General features: G+C 61.6%; 15 protein-coding genes. 7 read left to right on the top strand and 8 right to left on the bottom strand.

Features of this window, described 5'->3' with window-relative positions; all coding sequences use genetic code 11:
* Positions 1 to 15: 15 nt before the first annotated feature.
* Positions 16 to 1,659, top strand: a complete 1,644-nt coding sequence (locus RMN95_RS06805) for a 2-oxo acid dehydrogenase subunit E2 (protein ID WP_309616186.1) — start codon at positions 16 to 18, stop codon at positions 1,657 to 1,659.
* Between the two features lie 2 nt (positions 1,660 to 1,661).
* Here RMN95_RS06805 and RMN95_RS06800 read toward each other — a convergent pair whose 3' ends face one another.
* Positions 1,662 to 3,035 carry a protein kinase domain-containing protein gene (locus RMN95_RS06800; protein WP_309616185.1) on the bottom strand — a complete coding sequence of 458 codons (1,374 nt, stop codon included), beginning with the start codon at positions 3,033 to 3,035 and terminating at the stop codon, positions 1,662 to 1,664.
* Between the two features lie 112 nt (positions 3,036 to 3,147).
* On the opposite strand from RMN95_RS06800, the gene lipB reads away from it, so the two are divergent.
* From lipB to RMN95_RS06785, 3 genes are read left to right on the top strand one after another with little or no spacing between them, the layout of a single operon-like run.
* Positions 3,148 to 3,774, top strand: coding sequence for a lipoyl(octanoyl) transferase LipB (gene lipB / locus RMN95_RS06795; protein WP_309616184.1), 627 nt, complete (start codon positions 3,148 to 3,150; stop codon positions 3,772 to 3,774).
* Positions 3,771 to 4,811, top strand: coding sequence for a lipoyl synthase (gene lipA / locus RMN95_RS06790; RefSeq protein WP_309616183.1), 1,041 nt, complete (start codon positions 3,771 to 3,773; stop codon positions 4,809 to 4,811). Before lipB ends, lipA begins: the two co-directional genes overlap by 4 nt.
* The gene (locus tag RMN95_RS06785; RefSeq protein ID WP_309616182.1) at positions 4,795 to 5,508 is read left to right on the top strand and encodes a DUF4191 domain-containing protein; all 714 of its coding nucleotides are present in this window, start codon (positions 4,795 to 4,797) and stop codon (positions 5,506 to 5,508) included. Before lipA ends, RMN95_RS06785 begins: the two co-directional genes overlap by 17 nt.
* Here the strand turns inward: RMN95_RS06785 and RMN95_RS06780 are convergent.
* Positions 5,505 to 5,909 (bottom strand): RDD family protein, encoded by a 405-nt coding sequence (locus RMN95_RS06780; RefSeq protein ID WP_309616181.1) that lies wholly within the window; start codon positions 5,907 to 5,909, stop codon positions 5,505 to 5,507. The two genes, RMN95_RS06785 and RMN95_RS06780, sit on opposite strands and share 4 nt — an antisense overlap.
* 135 nt (positions 5,910 to 6,044) lie before the next feature.
* Between RMN95_RS06780 and glnA (RMN95_RS06775) the strand changes: the two genes are divergently transcribed.
* A complete protein-coding gene (gene glnA, locus RMN95_RS06775; protein WP_309616180.1) occupies positions 6,045 to 7,469 on the top strand; it encodes a type I glutamate--ammonia ligase in 1,425 nt (474 codons plus the stop codon).
* Positions 7,470 to 7,533: 64 nt separating this feature from the next.
* On the opposite strand, the gene RMN95_RS06770 is transcribed toward glnA (RMN95_RS06775), so the two are convergent.
* From RMN95_RS06770 to glnA (RMN95_RS06750), 5 genes are all read right to left on the bottom strand, one after another.
* Positions 7,534 to 8,979, bottom strand: coding sequence for a UDP-glucose/GDP-mannose dehydrogenase family protein (locus tag RMN95_RS06770; RefSeq protein WP_309616179.1), 1,446 nt, complete (start codon positions 8,977 to 8,979; stop codon positions 7,534 to 7,536).
* A 21-nt stretch (positions 8,980 to 9,000) separates the two neighbouring features.
* Complete coding sequence (locus RMN95_RS06765; protein ID WP_309616178.1) at positions 9,001 to 10,413, bottom strand: glycosyl hydrolase; 1,413 nt, start codon at positions 10,411 to 10,413, stop codon at positions 9,001 to 9,003.
* A 37-nt stretch (positions 10,414 to 10,450) separates the two neighbouring features.
* Entirely contained in the window at positions 10,451 to 11,941 is a 1,491-nt protein-coding gene (locus tag RMN95_RS06760) for a glycosyltransferase (RefSeq protein ID WP_309616177.1), read from the bottom strand.
* A 537-nt stretch (positions 11,942 to 12,478) separates the two neighbouring features.
* Positions 12,479 to 15,418 carry a bifunctional [glutamine synthetase] adenylyltransferase/[glutamine synthetase]-adenylyl-L-tyrosine phosphorylase gene (locus tag RMN95_RS06755; RefSeq protein ID WP_309616176.1) on the bottom strand — a complete coding sequence of 980 codons (2,940 nt, stop codon included), beginning with the start codon at positions 15,416 to 15,418 and terminating at the stop codon, positions 12,479 to 12,481.
* Positions 15,419 to 15,429: 11 nt separating this feature from the next.
* Positions 15,430 to 16,767: a type I glutamate--ammonia ligase gene (gene glnA / locus RMN95_RS06750; RefSeq protein ID WP_309616175.1), complete on the bottom strand. Its 1,338-nt coding sequence runs from the start codon at positions 16,765 to 16,767 to the stop codon at positions 15,430 to 15,432.
* Between the two features lie 74 nt (positions 16,768 to 16,841).
* On the opposite strand from glnA (RMN95_RS06750), the gene panB reads away from it, so the two are divergent.
* The gene (panB, locus tag RMN95_RS06745; RefSeq protein ID WP_309616174.1) at positions 16,842 to 17,678 is read left to right on the top strand and encodes a 3-methyl-2-oxobutanoate hydroxymethyltransferase; all 837 of its coding nucleotides are present in this window, start codon (positions 16,842 to 16,844) and stop codon (positions 17,676 to 17,678) included.
* A gap of 30 nt (positions 17,679 to 17,708) precedes the next feature.
* Positions 17,709 to 20,654, top strand: a complete 2,946-nt coding sequence (locus tag RMN95_RS06740; RefSeq protein ID WP_309616173.1) for an aminotransferase — start codon at positions 17,709 to 17,711, stop codon at positions 20,652 to 20,654.
* A gap of 4 nt (positions 20,655 to 20,658) precedes the next feature.
* On the opposite strand, the gene RMN95_RS06735 is transcribed toward RMN95_RS06740, so the two are convergent.
* A partial coding sequence (locus RMN95_RS06735) for a hypothetical protein (protein WP_309616172.1) occupies positions 20,659 to 20,862 on the bottom strand: 204 nt, incomplete at its 5' end.

Genomic DNA, 20,862 nt, shown 5'->3' with positions numbered 1-20,862 from the left:
AAAGGAGCATCACTGATGAGCGAATCCGTCAGCCTTCCGGCACTCGGCGAGAGTGTTACCGAGGGTACGGTCACCCGCTGGCTCAAGAAGGTCGGGGACCGGGTCGAGGTGGATGAACCGCTGCTCGAGGTGTCAACCGACAAGGTCGACACCGAGATTCCTTCCCCCGTCGCCGGCGTGGTGGAAGCCATCCTGGTCGCCGAGGACGAGACCGTCGAAGTTGGGACAGCATTGGTCACCATCGGCGATGGCGTGGATGCAGGAGCCGACGCGTCCGTTGCACCCCACTCGGATGCTTCGGCAGATCCTGTCTCGCCCACGCCCGAGGCGCCGGTGGAGCAACTGCTGCCCGACTCCAAGACTCCGATTGAACCAGCGGAATCCGAAGCAGCCCCGGCAGAAGTCGCGCCGACCACGCCTGAGACTGTTGCCGCAGCCCCTGCCGACATGGCGCCTGCCGCTGAGGTTCCCTCCACAGACGCGCCAGCGCCAACCGAGGCACCGCCAACCGAAGCAGCTTCCACCGCCGAAGCGCCTCCCGCCGCCGAAGCGCCTCCCGCCGCCGGAGCGCCTCCCGAAGCAACGCCCAAAGAGGCCGCGCCCGATAAATTCAGCACTGACGAGTCTCTCGAAGCCGACGCTACCGGCACGGCAACAGTCAACAATCCTCCAGGCCAGGCACCAGCAACAACGATCACTCTCCCGGCAGCAGCGCCTACTACTGGCGCAGCAACGCCCGACGCCCACGCTGGATACGTCACGCCACTGGTCCGAAAGTTGGCGAACGAGCGCGGCATCAATCTCGACCTGCTGACCGGAACCGGCGTCGGCGGACGCATCCGAAAGCAGGACGTGCTCGAGGCGTCGAATAATGTCGCCACCACCGCGCCGGCAGGAGAAGGGGTGCCCGCTCCCACTGTCACCGCGCCGCCAGAAATCTCGGCGCTGCGGGGAACTACCGTTCCGATGTCTCGACTGCGAAAGGTGATTGCCGAGCGTGCCGTCATATCTATGCAGTCATCCGCGCAGCTCACTTCGGTGGTCGAGGTGGACGTCACGCTGGTGGCCAGCTTGCGAAACCGCGTAAAGGATCAGTTCCTTGCTGCGACAGGTCAGAAGCTTTCTTTCCTTCCGTTTTTTGCCCTCGCCGCAACCGAGGCGCTGGCATCGAACCCGATTATCAACGCGACCATCGACGGAGACACGATCGTGTATCCGCCGCACGAGAATATTGCCATCGCCGTCGACACTGAGCGTGGACTCCTCACGCCGGTGATCCGTGATGCCGCGACTCTTGATCTGGCTGGCTTCGCCTCCCAGATCGCCGATCTGGCCGCTCGGACGCGGGACAATAAGTTGAAGCCCGACGAGCTGGCGGGCGGAACCTTCACGCTCACCAATACAGGGTCTCGTGGTGCCCTGTTCGACACCCCGATCGTATTCCTTCCCCAGTCCGCAATTCTCGGCACCGGAATCGTCGCCAAGAAGCCCGTCGTGATCAGCGTCGCGTCGGGTGACGCGATCGCGATCCGCTCAATGGTGTACCTCGCATTGAGCTACGACCACCGGATCGTCGATGGCGCGGACGCCGCGCGATTCCTTGTTGCTGTCAAGCACCGTCTTGAGGGTGGCGACTTCGAGAAAGACCTGGGAATCTGAGGCTACTGCTGCAGGTAGCTTCGGATACGCCAGCCCATCTCACTCCTCACCAGAAGTAGCGAGATGGGCTCGGAGCCTATGGGGTCTCCAAGGCGGACGATCGCAGAGTCACCCAGACGCTCGACCACGGTAACCTCGCTCGGTGTCACAACCCAGGTATTTGGAATTTCGGCACCGCTCTGAAGGTCACTGAGCAGGGACTGATCTGCAATCGATGCGGCAGAGTCGGGGTGGTCGACGGCATCCAGGCACAGGAGCGAAAGCTCTGAGATGCACACTTGCCGTTGCGCGAGCAGAAGAATTGCAGCAGCCGCAGCATCGTCTGTATCGCTGGGCTCGTGAGTTTCGCTGGGCCCCGTGGTCTCAGGTGACCCGGGCATGGACACCGGGGACGCAGCCGGAGCACGCATCGCATCAGAGTTGCTCGGCGGAATAGCGACAACCGCGACCAAAAGGGTCGCTGCGACGATTCCCGCTGTCACCCAGAATCTCGGGCGTACAGAGGAGAACACCGTGCGAACGCTCAGGAGGACACCGGGGATGGCGAGCTTGTCGGGAATGAGCCTCAGCACAAAATCGGGCAAGTCCAGGAGGGCAGCTCTTCGAAGCGTCGGGGCCTCAGGGACGGGATCCGCGCGCCTGAGCCGCGAGGGCGGCGACTGTGCAATCGACGCGTGGTCACTACGAAGGTCGATGGCCAACGGCTCAGCCAGGTCGAAGAGGAGGCAGGCGAACGCTTCTAGCCATCCGGACTCGCCCGGGACACAAGATTTCAGCCACTCGACCAGGTTCGCCGCTGCGTCATCGTGAACGTGTTCGAGCACAAGCGTTGCGAGTGCTCGCATCCCTTCAAGGTCTGACTGGAGGCCTGGCTGTGCGTCACGACCCGCGGCGGGCATCCCGGAATCGATGAGCCGCGCGTTACCGAAGCAGGCGAGGGTCGGCGCCCCCGACTGGTCGAACAGGATAGAGTCTGGCCTGATTGCCCCGTGCGTGGCGCCCGAAACATGAAGCCGGCCGAGAGTGAGCGCGATCGGCGCCAGTATCGTGATGGCCTCCCCCGGCCTGAGGTCGGGGCGCTCGCGAATGAGCCGCCCGACGGTGCCATTCGCGCACCTGGTGAGAATGAGAGCCAGCACACCGCCCGGCCCGGTGGTGAGATCGAGGAGTTCCAGCGAATGTGGCCCTGCTCCTCGCGAGAGGGCCTCGACTTCGAGCGTGATCGACTCCTCGCTGACACCCGGATGGAAGATTTTGATTGCTGCCGGGGTCGCGTCGTCGGCTTCACGAAGGGGGTGGGCAAGAAAGACCTGAGCGCGAGGCCCCTCGCCAAGCTTACGAATGAGGCGATAGCCGCCAAGAGAGTCGATCACCACGCCACAAGCCTGCAGCGACTATGCGTCAGAGCGGGGCCATGATCCCCGATCTGGGGAAGTGACCAGGTTCGAGCGGCTGGGGAGGCGTAGTGGACTGGCTTAGACTTGGAATGTGGTCGACTATGTCGTCGCGGGGCTAAGCGCCAACTCCGTGCCGTATTTGCAAGCCTTAGAGCTTCAACGCGCAACCCATACCGCTGTCGTTAGTGGACGATCGCCAGACACCGTGATCTTTCTGGAGCACCCCTCGGTCTATACCGCAGGAAAGCGAACCGAGAGCCACGAGCGCCCCACCGATGGAACCCCGGTCATAGACGTCGATCGTGGCGGCAAGATCACCTGGCATGGCCCGGGACAACTGGTCGGCTACCCGATCCTGACACTCGCCGAGCCGATCGACGTGGTCGGTTATGTGCGGAGGCTAGAGGGTGTGCTGATCGAGGCGCTCCATTGTCTCGGCGTCGAGTCGAACAGGGTGAGCGGGCGGTCAGGCGTCTGGATTGGCGACAACGAGAAGATCGCCGCAATCGGAATAAGAGTGTCGCAAGGAGTGACGATGCATGGGTTTGCCTTGAATTGCAATAATTCTTTCGATGCCTACGGTCGAATTATCGCGTGTGGGATTGTTGGCGCCGAGGTCACCTCGATTTCCCGTCAACTCGGACGGGATGTTTCTACCGAAGAGGTCGTACCCGTCGTGCGCGCCGCGTTCAGCAGCAGCCTGGTGAGCGCACAGTGACGGTCGACACCGGCGCCCAGCAGCACGGAGCCCGCAAATTGCTCCGTCTGGAAGTTCGAAATGCGGAGACACCTATCGAGCGCAAGCCCGAGTGGATCAAGACTGTCGCACGAATGGGCCCTGAATACCGGCAGCTTCAGAACCTCGTGAAGGAGGAGAACCTTCATACGGTCTGCCAGGAGGCTGGCTGTCCGAATATCTTCGAATGTTGGGAAGACCGCGAGGCGACGTTCCTGATCGGTGGGAGCCAGTGCACTCGTCGTTGCGACTTCTGCCAGATTGACACCGGCAAACCCGCGGATTACGACAGGGACGAGCCCCGCCGGGTCGCCGAGTCCGTGACGAAGATGAACCTCCGGTATGCGACAGTGACCGGAGTAGCCCGCGATGATCTGCCCGACGAGGGCGCCTGGTTGCATGCAGAAACTGTCCGGCAGATCCATAATCGAAATCCAGGAACCGGTGTTGAAATCCTTGCGACCGACTTTTCAGGTAATCCCGATCTGCTTCAGGAGGTCTTCTCGTCACGTCCTGAAGTCTTTGCCCACAACGTCGAGACGGTGCCCCGCATTTTCAAGAGAATTCGTCCCGCATTCACGTACGAACGATCCCTCGGGGTCATCAGCCAGGCACGCGCCGCGGGGCTGATTACCAAGTCCAATCTTATCCTTGGCATGGGCGAGGAGCCCAGGGAGGTAGTCCAGGCACTTCATGATCTGCACGACGCCGGAACCGACATCATCACGATCACCCAGTATCTACGTCCAACCCCGCGACACCTTCCTGTTGCCCGATGGGTGAAGCCGCAGGAATTCGTAGAGTTCAGCGAAGCTGCGGAAGAAATTGGTTTTCTCGGAGTTCTCGCGGGTCCGCTGGTGCGCTCGAGTTACCGGGCTGGGCGCCTGTGGGCGCGCTCTATGCAGCGCAAAGGCCGCGACATCCCGGAATCGTTGCGTCATCTGGCCAGTGCAGACCTAGGCTTCGCCCAGGCGGTATCGACAGAGGCCGTATCCTTGGTTCATGGCACGCACCACTAACACAGCGCCCAAAGCTCCTAAAGAGCCGGGCCGACTGAAGCAGATGTACCAGGTCTTCCAGATGACCCGACGCTACGACAGCCTGGCCATCTGGTTTCTGCTGCTCGCCTTCCTCGGCCCGGTCCTGATAGGTCTGGTCCTGGCGTTCCTGCTCTCACGTGACCAGATTCTTGGGTTCGTGCTGTACATCGTCGCTGGTGTGCTGGGTGGAGTCCTGGTCTTCCTGATTGTGCTGGGTCGCCGCGCCGAACGCGCCGCTTACAGCCAAATCGCAGGTCAGCCAGGCGCGGTGGGTGCGGTGCTCAAAAGTTCCCTGCGCAATGGCTGGACCGCGAGTGAAATGCCGGTTGCGGTGAGCCCAAAGACCCAGGATGCCGTGTATCGCGCCGTCGGCCGCGGAGGGGTGGCACTGATCGGTGAAGGTCCGCGCAGTCGCACCCAGCCCATGCTTGAGGGCGAACGTAGGAATATCACGCGTATCCTGCCGAACGTGCCTGTGACTTTTCTCTACGTGGGGCCCGACGCCGAGTCGGTGCCCCTTCATAAGCTCCCGGTGAAATTGCGCTCGATCAAGTCTGCGCTGCGGAAGCCCGAGATCCTCGCGGTATCCAACCGACTCAATTCCCTTGGGCGTAATGGTCTCCCTATCCCCAAGGGAATGGACCCGACCAAGGTCCGTGCGCCGCGACCGCGCTAACGGCGCACGAGCACCGTTCCGATGAGCCGGTCGTGCATCCCGCGCTGGTCGGCATCCCAGATCACCGCAGGGATTACCAGACACACCAGGATCGTGCGCGCCAGCGGTCTCCAGAGCCCGAGGTAGCCTCCCGCCAGCGGAACCACGCGCATACCGAGCAATAGATGGCCAATGCTGCCGTTTGTCGTGATGAGAACGACCGCCTGAGCAACGGCAAATATTGCGAGTGTGGCCAGCGGGTCATAGTCGAAGAAAACAACAGAGACGCCTACCGCAATGCCCCAGTCGATGGCGATCGCCGCGAATCGTCGACCCGGTCGAGCAAGAGAACGCGAACCAGCCTCGGGGAGGCCGAGGCGCCTGCCGGGCCAATTCGACGCGGATGACCTTGCTCCTGACACCCCTCAACTCTATCGAAACGTCAACGCGTAACACGTCGGAAACATTTGCGTGACCCCAAGGAAACTCCCTGCCCTTACCCTCGGGGGTGGCGGCGCTTGCTGCCGTTCAGCACCACGCTCATTGGAGTCCTTCACATGTTCAGTGATTCTTCCGAAGTGCTCAAGTTCATCAAGGACACTGACGTCAAATTCCTTGATATCCGCTTCACCGACCTTCCCGGTGTACAGCAGCACTTCAATATCCCGGCGTCCACCGTTGATGAGGAGTTCTTCTCCGTCGGCCAGATGTTCGATGGCTCCTCCATTCGCGGCTTCGCCTCCATCCACGAATCGGACATGCAGCTAATCCCGGATGTGTCGACGGCGTACGTCGACCCATTCCGCACCGAACGCACGCTCATCATGATCTTCGACATCTACAACCCACGTAACGGTGAGATTTACGGCCGTGACCCACGCCAGGTCGCGAAGAAGGCCGTGAAGTACCTCGCCTCAACGGGTATCGCCGACACCGCGTTCTTCGCCCCCGAGGCCAAGTTCTACATCTTTGATGACGTGCGATACGACGTCAAGCAGAACGGCAGCTTCTGGTCTGTCGATTCCGAGGAGGGCGCCTGGAACTCAGGCCGTTCGGAGGAGGGTGGCAACCTTGCCAATAAGACCCCCTTCAAGGGTGGATACTTCCCGGTGAGTCCCGTCGACAAGCAGGCCGACCTTCGCGACGACATGTGTCTCAAGCTCATTGATGCTGGCCTCATTTTGGAGCGCGCCCATCACGAGGTGGGCACCGGCGGCCAGGCCGAAATCAACTACCGATTCGACACCATGGTGCATGCTGCGGATGACCTCCTCAAGTTCAAGTACATCGTCAAGAACACGGCGCTCGAGTGGGGCAAAACCGTGACATTCATGCCCAAACCGCTCTTCGGGGACAACGGCTCCGGAATGCACACCCACCAGTCACTGTGGAACGGATCTGAACCGCTTTTCTACGACGAAAAAGGGTACGGCGGCCTGAGCGACATCGCCCGCTGGTACATCGGCGGTCTCCTGAAACACGCTCCGGCGGTGCTCGCGTTCACCAATCCGACGCTGAACTCGTACCGTCGACTCATTCCCGGATTCGAAGCTCCCGTGAACCTGGTCTACTCGGCCGGTAACCGCTCGGCATCCATCCGCATTCCCATCACCGGTACCAACCCGAAGGCCAAGCGCATCGAGTTCCGCGCACCGGATGCCTCCGGAAACCCATATCTCGCGTTCGCCGCACAGATGATGGCCGGCCTCGACGGGATCAAAAATAAAATCGAGCCGCATGAGCCCGTTGACAAGGACCTGTATGAGCTTCCCCCGGAGGAAGCCAGGCTGATCCCGCAAGTCCCCGCGTCACTCGAGGAGGCCCTGCGCGCTCTGGAGGCGGATCACGACTTCCTGACGGAAGGCAATGTTTTCACTCCCGACCTGATCGAAACCTGGATCGCGTACAAGCGTGAGAAAGAGATCATCCCGGCCGCACAACGACCTACACCGTTCGAATACGAGCTGTACTACTCGGTATAAGCGCAAGGCTAGCCATGCGGTCGCACCCTGCCGAAGGTGCGACCGCCCGGTTAGGTACTGGTCTCTAAAGTGAATTCACAAGTTGCCGAGGCCGTCTCGTCAAATCCTGCCCAACACCGTCAATGATCGGTGGTCGAGACGATGATGCTCCCAGCCCGCTGAACGACCAGCCAGCGGCTCGCCACAGGACTGCATCGAGGCAATTCCGGGCGTCAATAATCACGCGACTCTTCACAATGTCGCCCAGGGCCGTAGGGTCGCTGCTTCTGAACTCGTCCCATTCCGTCACAACCAGGATTGCATCGGCTCCGGAGGCCGCCTCCTCGAGAGACTCGGCATAGGTGAGCGTGGGAAACATCTTGTGTGCCGTTTCTGTAGCCTCGGGGTCGTAAACGACAACCTGGGCACCCCGTAGATGCAGTGCTGCAGCAACATTCAGCGCGGGAGAATCGCGTACGTCATCCGTAAGCGGCTTGAAGGCAGCACCGAGAACACCAATTCTTCGATTGAGAACAGATCCGCCACACGCCTCAATCGCAAGATCGATCACCTGCAGGCGTTGCGACATGTTGATCTCGTCCACCTGCTGGAGAAGCGCCGCCGCCTTCATCGCGCCCAATTCACTGGATCGATGGATGAGGGCTCTAATGTCCTTCGGCAGGCATCCGCCGCCGAATCCAAGGCCGGCATTCAAAAATTGCCGTCCTATCCTCACATCGTGTCCAAGCGCATCGGCAAGCACGGCGACATCTGCACCCGCGGCGTCACACACCTCGGCGATAGCGTTGATAAAGGAAATCTTGGTAGCCAGGAAAGCGTTGGCACTGACCTTTACGAGCTCGGCTGTCGGAAGGTCGCAGAAGATCACCGGGGCACCAGCCGCGATGGGAATGGCATATACCGCGCGAAGCGTTGCCTCCGACTGTGCTGTTGCACCCCCGATCACGATGCGATCAGGGGCGAGCGTGTCATCGACGGCTTTGCCCTCACGCAAGAATTCTGGGTTCCACACCAATTCGACATTGACCTCTGCGGGGGCAGCGTTCGCGATGATCGACCGCAGACGCGCCCCTGTGCCCACGGGCACAGTCGACTTGCCTACGATTAGGCCGTCGTGGGTCAGGAAGGTCGCAACCTGCCGGGTCGCCTCTTCGACGTAGCTGAGGTTTGCGGCATTACTTCCGCGCTGCTGGGGAGTGCCGACGCAAATGAAATGCACGTCGGAATTGGACGTCGCCTCGGCAAGGTCAGTCGTAAAACGCAATCGTCCGCTATCGACGTGGGTGCGGATAAGTTCCGGCAGACCAGGTTCGAAAAAGGGCACCCTGCCCTCGCTCAGTTGACGCACTTTGGCTGGATCTGAATCTACGCCAATGACATCGAAACCCATCTCGGCCATGGCGGCGGCGTGCGTCGCACCAAGGTACCCCGTTCCCACCACACTGAGCCTGGGCCGTGCCGCTTTTCCAGACTGCTCGCTTTCCTGGCCAGCGGCTGCTGTGTTTTTCATGTGTATACCTTCTCAGTCGGTTCAGCGTGAATTGAGTGCGAAATCGCTGTCGGGACGAGCCAGCCCATCGACGAATGCCGCCAGCGAGTCCGCGCGGGAATCAATTCGCCAGTCGTTGGTTGCGCGCTCCCCCTCGACATAGGTCGTGATCGCCATGTTGAACCAGGAAATACCCACAATGTCATCGTTCTCGGGCTTGGCCAACGCCTCGAAGAGAGTCGTAATCCAGGCTGCCTTATGCCCGCCAATCTCTGACGCGCCAATCTCAGCAAGGAAGATAGGTTTTTGCGTAATGCTGCGCAGCTGAGCGAGACTCGCATCGAACGAATACTCGAAAGTAAAATCATTATCGGGCTTGTAGGGCGGTCGTAGATATCCGGAAAGCCCCACCCAATCCACATATTCATCGCCGGGATAGAGTCCGTCAAGAAATCCGGATGCCTGATGCAAGGCGGGCAGATTGTTGACGATGTTTGGCGCCCATATCCAGATGACCAGATCATTGGCACCCTCCTCGGCAAAAATGTCATGGACGTGTTTCCACATTTTCGCGTAATCCCCTACCCTGTTCGAATTGATGGGGTTGCCCTGGCCGTCAGTTTCAGCCCACGGGTACCAGATCCCGTTCATCTCATGATTGAGCCGAATACCCATCGGCAAGCCGGTGGACACGATGTCACGGGCGTATTGGCGCAAGTAGTCATCGTGAGAACCTGCGACGCCCGCATCCGGATCACCGATGATCGCCGGCAATGTGTAGTCGGGCTCAGTGACTTGATCGTTCGCAGAGCCAATCGGGCGCGATTCCCAGGTCAGGATGGGCAGAGTGTCACGCTCCCAGGCGCGAGTGATCGCATTCGAGCGGAAGGGCTCATCCCAGCCACCGAAATAGCCCACGACGCTCGGGATGCTTCCCAATCGAGCCGAAGTAGCGTCGTACGTTGCCCAGTTGAATGGAGCCTGTTCGGTAAAGAGACCGAGGTACGACGATGCCGGATTGAGGAGCTCGGCCTTCGACGGAGCGGTGACCACATCGGATCCCGATTCCGACCCGGGCTGGCGTGAGATTGGGGGCGCTGACTTGGGGGTGCTCGCCGGCTTAGTGGCCTTGAGCGCTGTGAGGGCGCCCTGGGTGCTCCACAGCGCCTGCTGGAGGGCAGCAGCCTTGGAGTTGGTTTCCCTGAGGTTGGATTTGCTCAGGGCAACGGAAGACTGAAGAACTCGGATTTCACTCTGAAGCTTCTTTTCCTCCTTCTTCCATGCGCTGCGCTCCTGCGCCAGGGTCTCGCCTTCGATGACGCTGCGTGCGGCGGTACCGAGTGCCTCGGTCACGCGGTTGCCAGGAGAGGTCCAGACAAATGCACTGATTACGCCGAGGGCCAGCACGAGAGTGGCCGCACCGACACCCGTCCATCGAGATCGCGCACTACTCACAGCCCACCATGCTGCTGGGCCGCGCCGGACAGTGAAATTACGAGAAATTGACAATGAAAAATGCCTCCAAAGCGAAGATCGAGAAACCGATGATGTAGGGCCATGCGGCCTTCGGGTTGAGTCGGCGTCGTTGCGATACCGGGGCCGCCACTCGCGTGGAACGCCGCGGTGCGGCCTCCAGCAGCGCTCCGGGACGGGAGAGGCTGTCGTGCCCAGAATTGAGTTCGATCTCTGTGTCCCGTGAATCGGTCCACTGATCGACCAAGATGTCGTTGGACTTGCCGCCAGCGTAAGCACCGGCACGAGTTCCCCATCCACTCGCATGGCCCATCCTGAAGAACCCAAGAAGACGTATGGGCATCAAAAACGCCGTCGAGACGACGATGAACACCGGCAGCCTGATGAAGTCTGAGGGCTTCTCTGAAAGGTGCCTGAGCTGCCGGATGGCCATGCTCAGCACCGAGGAGACCACCATGAGGGCGAGCACGAGCAGAATCCCGCCCTGGAGGCCGTATTCGGAAAGTATGCCCTCGTAGAAGTTGTAACCCTGGCCACTGATAGCGCGGTACACCCATCCCGCGATGACCCCCGCAAGAAGAAAGGGAAGGATGATATCCATAATGAAGAACAGCGCGAGTAAGGGCGCGTGACCCAGCATCCAGGGCAGCATCCGCAGCGTGTTGTACTGGCTCCCGCGCGCCCAGCGCAGTTGCTGTTTGAACAGCTTCCTCACCTCAAGCGGTGCGTCAGTGAAAACGAGGGATGTGTGTTGGTACACCGTGCGGTAACCCTCCTGGAGAGCGAGATTCGTCAGGGTCCGGTCATCACTCACTTCCATGAACACCCCCATGAACCGCTCGGTCATGAAGCGCTCCATCACCCGGGTCATGATCGACCGGCGGAAAGCGATCGTTCGCCCGGGCAGGCAGCCCACCTGACCCAACACGCTCTGGGCTGGCATCGAGTACAGCGCCCTCGAATTCTCAAGCCAGTCTGCCCATCGAGTAATCCAGCTGCGTTCGGGTTCAAGAATGCGCTGGCGCGTAGTCACGCCACCCACCTGCGAGTCCGCGAAGGGCCGCACCAACTCCGACAGCGTGTTGTCTGTCCAGACTGTGTCCGAATCGACAAGCACAGTGATGTCGCCCGTCGACAGTTCTGTCCCGATCATCACCGCATTGCGTTTACCTGGAATCGGGGTATGCACCCACCGCACCAAGGGTGCGAATTCTTCACTGATTCGCTCGAGCGTAGGATTCGGAGCCCCGTTAATCACGACAATGATCTCGGACGGCCGCTGCTCAACCATGCGTGCCAGCACACTCCGAAACAACTCTTCCGGCTCATCCAACACGGGAACCACAACACTCGTGGTGCCCTCGAATGTGCCGGTGAACGGTCGGTACCGCGATGACAGCACAACCTTGAGCACCCAGAGCAGCCATATGAGCGCTGAGTAGACCGCAAACATGTAAATCTCAGGATGTCCGTCGATCATGTGGCGCAGTTGAAGCAGGAAAATGAACACGAATGCCCCCGACGTTGTGATGATGATGAATGATCATCCACCGCGCTGAGGATGTGTCTCGGCATTGAGTTGCTTGATTATTGCTGGAGGGAATCACCGAGTGCAATTCGAGAATTTTGTCGATCGGCGGCACATCCGGGGCCAAAATGCGATCGGCAGATCTGCCCCGTGTGGGCACTTCGGCTGACGTACTTCGGTGCTTTAGGGGGTGCCGGCCAAGACCGCAAAAGCCGTTCTCGCCGATACCAGTGATGGCTCGATCACGACGCTATGGGGCAGAGCAAAAGTCCACCTTGGACAGCAGTTTCGTCGAAATATGTTGTCGCTTTTGAGGGTAGACAATTTCGTCTATTGACTATTTGTCACACAGAAGCACTGAACCTCTGAACTGCGAAGCCCTCCCGAACGGGGTACAAACATCCCCCACCCTAAACGGTCGAGTTTTGCGAGATTCGCGAGAATATTGTTTACACGTTCGTAACATTCGCGAAACGGGATGCTCGTTCTCAGGACGTCCATCGGGGAGCAAAGTGCTCCTCAACCGTTGGTGGGCGCGCGCGACGGCGGCCCGTAAAATCGCTTTTCGAACACCTGACGGGCGAGTCGCGTCACCCGTAGGTAGTCCTCTTCAAACCTGCTCGCAGAGCCCGGCGGATACTCGAGCAGCCGCGCCACCCCATCGAGCTGCTGTCGGTCCGTCGGAAGCACATCGGCAGTCTTGGACGTCCAGAGTGTCATAGCGGAACGGGCGCGGGAGGCCAGCATCCAGGCATCCCGAAGCTTCTTCGCGTCGCCCGCCGGGATCAGGCCTCCGGTGACAGCCGCAGCCAGGGCGCTGAGGGTCGACGTCGTACGCAGGCCCCTCATGGTCGCGCCATGCTCGAGCTGCTGAAGCTGCACGAACCACTCAACGTCGCTCAGGCTACCCCGACCTAGTTTCAGGTGGCGGGCCGGATCGGCAGCCTGGGGCAGACGTTCGGCCTCAACCCTGGCCTTAATCCTTTTCACTTCCCGAACATCCTGCTCGGCGATCTCCAATGGATATCGCACGTCGTTGGCAAGCTCCTCAAAGGCCTCCAGAACGCCAGGATCGCCCGCGACACCCCTAGCGCGCAGTAACGCCTGGGCCTCCCAGGTGAGTGACCAGCGAGCGTAGTACGCACGGTACGAATCGAGGGATCTCACCATCGGACCGTTCTTGCCCTCGGGTCTCAGTCCGATGTCGAGGTCGAGTGGAATCCTGAGATCCTCCGTGTACTTGCTTAGCCCACGCACAATCTGCTCAGCACGAGCCTGGGCTTCCTCGGGTAAAGCCCCTGCCGGCCGATAGACGTACATCACGTCTGCATCAGAACCGAAGCCGAGCTCCGCTCCCCCGTAGCGCCCCATGGCGATGATGCCAAATTCGATCCCGTCTCCGTACCGGTGAACGAGCGCAAGGGCGCCGGTGAGAACCGCGGTGGTGATATCGGACAGTGCACATCCGATTTCTTCGATGCTCGTCATGCCGAGGATGCCGCCGAGCGCGGTGCGCAAAACCTCGCGGCGGCGGGCAGTACGTAGGGCGAGTGCCGCAGCATCCATGTCACCGTCATGTCGCGCGACGGTAGCCCGTGACTCCTCGAGAAGAAGCGCACGCGAACGCGGCCTGAGCTCGTCGTCATTCTCAAGCCAGGCTGCCGCCTCGGGGATGCGTTCGAATAGGTCACCCACGAACTTCGACCCGGACAGCACCTGGGTCAACCGCTCAGCGGCCCCGGAAGAATCCCGCAGCATCCGCAGGAACCAGTACGTCTCACCCAGGTCTTCGCTGAGCCGTCGAAAGGCCAAGAGACCTCGATCAGGATCCGCGCCCTCGGCAAACCACTCCAGCATCACCGGCAGCAGGGTGCGCTGGATACTGGCTCGGCGGGACACTCCCCCGGTGAGCGCCCCGATGTGCCCCAGCGCACCGCGCGCGTCACGGAAGCCGATCGCCGCGAGCCTCGCCTGCGCCTGGGATGTGGACAGCGCGATGCCCCCATCCGGCAGAGCGGCAACGGCGGAAAGCAGAGGCCGATAAAACAGACGCTCATGGAGTTTTCGCACTGCTTGCTTTGTGCGCTGCCACTGCTCGGTGAGTTTATCGGCGGTGGTGGCAAGCCCGCTGGATCGCGCGAGCACACGCAGCGCATCCGGATCGGTAGGCATGAGGTGAGTTCGGCGCATCCGCGACAATTGGAGTCGGTGCTCCAGGAGGCGCAGGAACCGGTAGTCCAGCGCGAACTCTGCAGCCTCAACGCGGCCGATGTATCCCTGCTCCGCGAGAGCGACCAGGGCGGGGAGGGTGGCCACCTGGCGCACGAGTTCATCGGCCTGGCCGTGGACGAGCTGCAAAAGTTGGATGGTGAACTCCACGTCACGCAGGCCTCCGGGGCCCAGCTTCAGCTGTACATCCAATTCGTCGCTGGGGATGTGCGCCGTCACTCTTTCTCGCATCCGCTGCACGGACTCAACGAAATTTTCCCTCGACGCACTCGACCACACCATGGGGGCCAGTGCCTGGATGTAGCTGAGGCCAAGTTCGTGATCTCCCGCGAGTGGTCTGGCCTTCAGCAACGCCTGGAATTCCCAGCTCTTGGCCCACCGCTCGTAATAGGCCACGTGTGACTCGAGGGTGCGCACCAGCGCGCCATCCTTGCCCTCGGGTCTCAGGTTCGCATCAACCTCCCAGAGGCCGGGCTCAATCGCGAGCTCGTTGATGACCTTCATCGTGCTGATGGCCAGCCTGGTACCAATCTGCACGGCACGATCGTCTGGCAGGTCGCCGTCGCCGTCAACCACAAAGATCACGTCGACGTCAGAGAGGTAGTTGAGCTCGCGTGCGCCGGCCTTTCCCATCCCGATGATGGACAGCCTCGTCGCCGCCACCTCGTCGGCCGGGAACTTCATGTCGCGCCGGGCAACCGTAATCGCGGCATCAAGGGTTGATCCGGCCAGGTCAGCAAGGGCTGCAGCGACCCGGTCGACAGCCGCGAGCGGATCGGGTTGGCAGAGATCCCATGCCGCAAGCTGGGCCAGATGGCGACGGTATCGCACCCGCAGTGCCACCCACGCCGCGTCCCCGTCGAGCCCGGCGACAACCTCCAGCATGTCCGAGTTGTATTCCGCCGAGGCCGGCGGCGCGGTCAGCACGGTGCGGAGCACGTCGAGCTGAGAGGGCCTCCGTGCGAAGAACTCGCCAAGACCGGACGATGCGCCCAGGATCTGGATTAGACGACCCGCGGCATCCGTGTCGTCGAGCAGCGACTGCACCTCTGCTGGCGCCGTCTCGCGCAGTGACACGAGCAGGCGGAGTGCCTGGTCTGGGTCTGCCGCCGCAGCGAAATGCGGCAGCAATGTCGGCGCGTCGAGCGCGACAAGGTTGTCACTGGCGACCCCCAGCTCGGCGAAGCCGAGCTTGGCCAGTTCAGTCAGCGTTGTCTGGGACCTGAGCATGGTCGGGTGGCCTACAAAATCTCCAGGTTCGACTCCAACTCGTACGGCGTGACCTGCGCCCGATACTGCTTCCACTCGCGCCGCTTGTTGAGCAGTACGTAGTTGAAGACCTGCTCGCCAAGCGTCTCCGCGACGAGTTCGGAATCTTCCATGATCGAGACGGCGTGATCGAGGGAAGCCGGCAGCTGGTTGTAGCCCAACGCCCTGCGCTCGGAGTCGGACAACTCCCAGACGTTGTCTTCTGCCTCGGGAGGCAGCTCGTACCCCTCCTCAATTCCCTTCAGGCCTGCGGCAAGGAGCAGCGAGAAGGTGAGATACGGGTTCGCTGCCGAATCAATCGCGCGATACTCCACGCGGGCGCTTTGGCCCTTATTTGGCTTGTAGAGCGGCACGCGCACGAGAGCCGAACGATTATTGTGACCCCAGGTGACGAAGCTCGGCGCCTCGTCTCCGCCCCACAGCCGTTTATACGAATTGACGAACTGGTTTGTTACTGCGGTGATCTCGGGAGCATGCTTCAGGAGGCCGGCGACAAACTGCCGTCCGATTTTCGATAGTTGGTAATGGCCGCTGGCGTCGTAGAAGGCGTTGGCATCGCCTTCGAAGAGCGACATGTGGGTGTGCATCCCAGACCCGGGATGACCAGACATCGGCTTTGGCATGAACGTCGCGTAGACACCCTGCTCGATAGCGACCTCTTTAATGACGGTGCGGAACGTCATGATGTTGTCGGCCGTCGTCAGGGCGTCGGCGTAGCGTAGGTCGATTTCGTTCTGGCCGGGTCCGGCCTCGTGGTGACTGAACTCGACCGAGATACCGAGATCTTCGAGCATCCGAACGGACCGACGTCGAAAGTCGTGCGCCGTTCCCCCGGGAACATTGTCAAAGAATCCTGCTGAGTCGACCGGCTCTGGCCTGCCGTTTTTAAGTTTCGAGGACTTGAGCAGGTAGAACTCGATCTCAGGATGCGTGTAAAAGGTGAACCCTCGATCGGCGGCCTTCGCGAGCGCGCGTTTGAGCACGTTTCTTGGATCAGAGCCGGCGGGCTGGCCGTCGGGAGTGGTGATGTCACAAAACATACGCGCGGTGGGGTCGATCTCGCCGCGCCAGGGCAGAATTTGAAAGGTGGTGGGGTCAGGGTGGGCGAGCATATCGGCCTCATACGCGCGAGTGAAACCCTCGATCGCTGAACCGTCAAATCCAAGCCCCTCCGCGAAAGCCCCTTCGACCTCGGCGGGCGCAATGGCAACGCTTTTGAGCGTTCCCACGACATCGGTGAACCACAGTCGAATGAACTTGATCCCTCGCTCTTCGATCGTGCGAAGAACGAAGTCACGCTGCTTGTCCATCAAGCTCCTTCTCAATCCACTCGACTGCGTCAGGGCAGCGTTACCAGAGTACCGCGCTGGCTAGACTCCCAGTTATGACTGACTCCGCAGCCTTGGCAGCGCAAGCGAACCTTAAGCGCATCCGCACCAGGCATTTTCAGAGCGCGAAAGAAAACGGGATCAAGATCACCGGACTCACCAGCTACGACCAGTTGACGGCGGGCATCTTCGATGACGCTGGCATCGACTTCCTGCTCGTCGGCGACTCAGCGGGCAACAACGTCTACGGCTATGAAACGACGTTACCGGTCTCCATCGACGACCTCATCCCGCTCGCCCGTGCCGTCGCAGGCGCCGTGTCTCGAGCGTTCGTCGTGGCTGACATGCCGTTCGGCTCCTATGAGTCCGGCCCGGATGAGGCTCTGCACACCGCTTTCCGCTTCATGAAGGAGACGGGGGCGCATGCCGTCAAGCTCGAGGGTGGTGTGCGCAGTGCGGAGCAGATCCGAAGGATCGTGAGCGCGGGCATCCCTCTCATGGCGCACATCGGTTTCACGCCGCAGAGTGAACACGGTCTCGGCGGGCACGTCATCCAGGGCCGAGGTGAGGGCATCGAACAGCTTCTGGCAGACGCCCATGCTGTCGAGGACGCCGGCGCATTCGCCGTGGTGCTCGAAATGGTGCCGGCGGATGCCGCGGCCAGAGTCACCGAAGAGCTTTCGATCCCGACCATAGGTGTCGGCGCGGGCCCACACGTCGACGGTCAACTACTCGTCTGGACGGACTGGGCCGGACTGACCAAAGGGCGCATTCCGAAGTTCGTGAGGCAGTACGCCAACCTGCGCCAGACTCTCACTGATGCCGTGAGCGAGTTTCGCGGCGACGTTGCCGGGGGTGCGTATCCGGGACCGGAGCACTCTTACCAGGACTGACCGGGGTTGAGTTGTGTCTGGTGCTGAGCGATGACTACCGAGCAGGGTAAATCGAGCAATGACAGCTATGCCATGACATCCGGAGACTTCTCGCTGGTGCAATCGACCCCGCCACCGGTCACGCCGGCACAGGCTGAGAGCTTCGTTCGCGATCTCTTCGGACTTGTCGCGTCAGCACAATCGCTGGGAAGCCACCAGGACCGAAACTTCCTGCTACGGGGCGCCGATGGTCCAATGCTGTTCAAAATCTCCAACCCGGCTACTACCGCGGCTGAACTCGAAGCCCAGAACCTTGCCACAGTCCGCCTTGCTGCAGCAGAGCCTGGCATCAGGATCCCCCGACCCTGTCTCGGCCTCGACGGCATGGACGTTCAACACCTCGCCGTCGACGGCCAGGTGCTACACGCGCGGCTGCTCACCTTCGTCGAAGGAGAACCGCTCTCGGGCGGCCGATACCTGTCGCCTCACGTCGTGAGAGCAATCGGGACAGTGGTGGCTCGAGTCGACGTCGCGCTGGCGCATGCAGGGCAACCAGCTCGAGCCCTGATGAGACCTCACCAATGGGACCTTCGCCGTGCTCCGGATGTTCTGGATGCACTGCTTCCCTTCGTCATCGATGCACCACTACGTGACCGCCTGCAGTCACAGGCTGCGGCCGCGTGGCTCATGGTGGAGCCCCTCAGGCCCGAGCTTCCCCGGCAGGTGATCCACGGCGATCTCACCGATGACAACATCGTGGTGTCACCTGGCTACGGTGTGGTGCCGGATGGGGTCATCGATTTCGGGGACCTTAACCACAGCTGGACTGTCGGAGAACTGGCCGTCACGGTGTCTTCCCTGTTGCACCACACCGGAGGATCAGTCACCAGCGTGATGGCTGCCATCACGGCCTACCACGCCGTCAGGCCGCTGAGCCGAGCCGAAGCCGAGGCGCTCTGGCCCCTTGTCGTGCTGAGAGGCGCGATGCTGGTGGCCAGTGGCGCTCACGTCGGTTGCACCGATCCCGACAACGAGTATGCCGCCGGCAATCTCGGTCACGAAATGATGATTTTCGAGCGAGCTACCGCGCTGCCCATCACGGTGGCCACGGCACTCGTGCTCGACACTGTGGGAGCGGAAAGAACGAATCCGCGGCTTCCGCGGTTCGTACCGCTGATCCCGACCCTTGCGGCCTCGGCGATCACGACGCTCGACTTTTCCGCGGCGAGCTCGGAGTTGGGTGAGGGTCGCTGGGCGGAAGCGGGTGTCGAGCGCGCCATCACGTCCGCCTCGCTGGCTGCGGGCGCATCCGGAACAATGACCGTCTTTGCACAACCTCGACTGACTCGTGCCACGCCGCTCAGTGCTGCGGAGCCCGCCAACTGCGTGCTCGGCGTGGAACTTGCCGTTACTGAGCCCCACGAGGTGGTCGCGCCCTGGGGCGGGACAGTCGAGCACACCGACGACGGCATGACACTGCTAGGCGCTGGGGTGCGCATGTCGCTGGGCGGGGTGATTCCACGACACCCATCCGGAACCGAGGTGGCGGCGGGCGAGCCAATCGGGCGCGTCGAGACGGCGCTCACGCTCCGCGTCGCGCGTGACGGTGTGGAGATTCCCTGGGCTGTCACGTCGGCTCTCGTGCGAGCGTGGGGAGCAGTTTCGCTCGATCCGACCGCGCTCCTGTTTTCCGGGACCGAACCCGTGACCCCGCGGGAGGACGAGCTTCTCGACCGGCGCGAGCGCTTTCTCGCAGCGGCACAGGAACATTACTATGTCGATCCGCCGATGATGGTCCGTGGCTGGAGGGAGCATCTGGTCGACGATAACGGTCGCGTCTATCTCGACGGGCTCAATAACGTCACCTCCATCGGGCACTCCCATCCACGACTGGTTGCCGCCCTCACCCGCCAGTGGAACCTGTTGAATACCAACTCGCGGTTCCACTATCCGGCCGTGGTCGATTTTGCCGAACGGCTCGCCAGCCTGCTTCCCGATGGCCTCGACTCCGTGTTTTTCGTGAACAGCGGATCGGAGGCGGTCGACCTGGCGCTGCGGATCGGGCGCGCCTGGACCGGTCGACGTGACGTGCTCGCCGTCAGGGAGGCCTACCACGGCTGGACAGACCTGTCGGATTCGGTCTCAACGTCGATCGCCGACAACCCGGATGCGCTCACCACCAGGCCGCCGTGGGTGCACACGGTCGACGCCCCCAACAGTTACCGGGGGCGCTATCGCGGAGCCGAAGCATCCCGGTACGCACGCGAGGCCGTACAGCAGATCTACACCATCGCCGAGGCAGGCAGCCCGATTGGCACCTTCATCGCCGAGGCCTACTACGGCAACGCCGGCGGGATTGCCCTACCCGACGGGTACCTCCACGATATCTATGCGGCCGTCCGTTCCGGCGGTGGCCTGTGCGTCGCCGACGAGGTGCAGGTTGGTTACGGTCGCCTCGGCGAATGGTTCTGGGGGTTCGAGCAGCAATCGGTGGTGCCCGATGTCGTCGCCGTCGCCAAGGCGATGGGCAACGGGCATCCACTCGGCGCCGTCATCACCACGGCAGAGATTGCCGAGCACTACCGCTCACAGGGTTACTTCTTCTCGTCCGCCGGGGGCAGTCCGGTCAGCTCGGTGATCGGGATGACCGTGCTCGATGTGATTCGTGACGAGGAGTTGCAGCGGAACGCCCGTGAGACCGGCGCGTACCTGAAGGCGCGACTGGAGCAGCTCGGAGCGCGGCACCCCATCGTCGGAATCGTGCACGGAAGCGGCCTCTATCTCGGGCTCGAGTTGGTGCGCGATCGTGGAACCCTGGAGCCTGCGACCGAGGAAACGACGGCGATCTGCGAGCGGCTGCGTGAGCTGGGCATCATCATGCAGCCCACCTCAGACCGGCAGTGTGTGCTGAAGATAAAACCGCCGCTGTGTTTCACCCGACAGAGCGCTGATTTCTTCGTCGAAACCCTGGATGAGGTGCTGTCGACGGGATGGTGAATCTTTAGTCACCCGCAGCGTCGTCGGCGGCCCACCTGCGGGAGCGTTCCTGGGCGATCTGCGGGGCGCGCGTCGCTTCCTCCTTCGACGAATACGGTCCATCGCGATCGGCGCCAAGGGACTGGGGGCCTTCCTCGACGACGCCCGTCTTGTTGTTGTACCACCACTCGGTCATGGCCACCTCCCTTTGTGTTGCTCCCATCGAAGC

Origin of the sequence: Salinibacterium sp. (genome assembly GCF_031364185.1) — a bacterium.
Taxonomy (GTDB): Bacteria; Actinomycetota; Actinomycetes; order Actinomycetales; family Microbacteriaceae; genus Rhodoglobus.
Note: the sequence above shows the minus strand (reverse complement) of the source record. Positions and strands in the feature narration are given on the sequence as shown.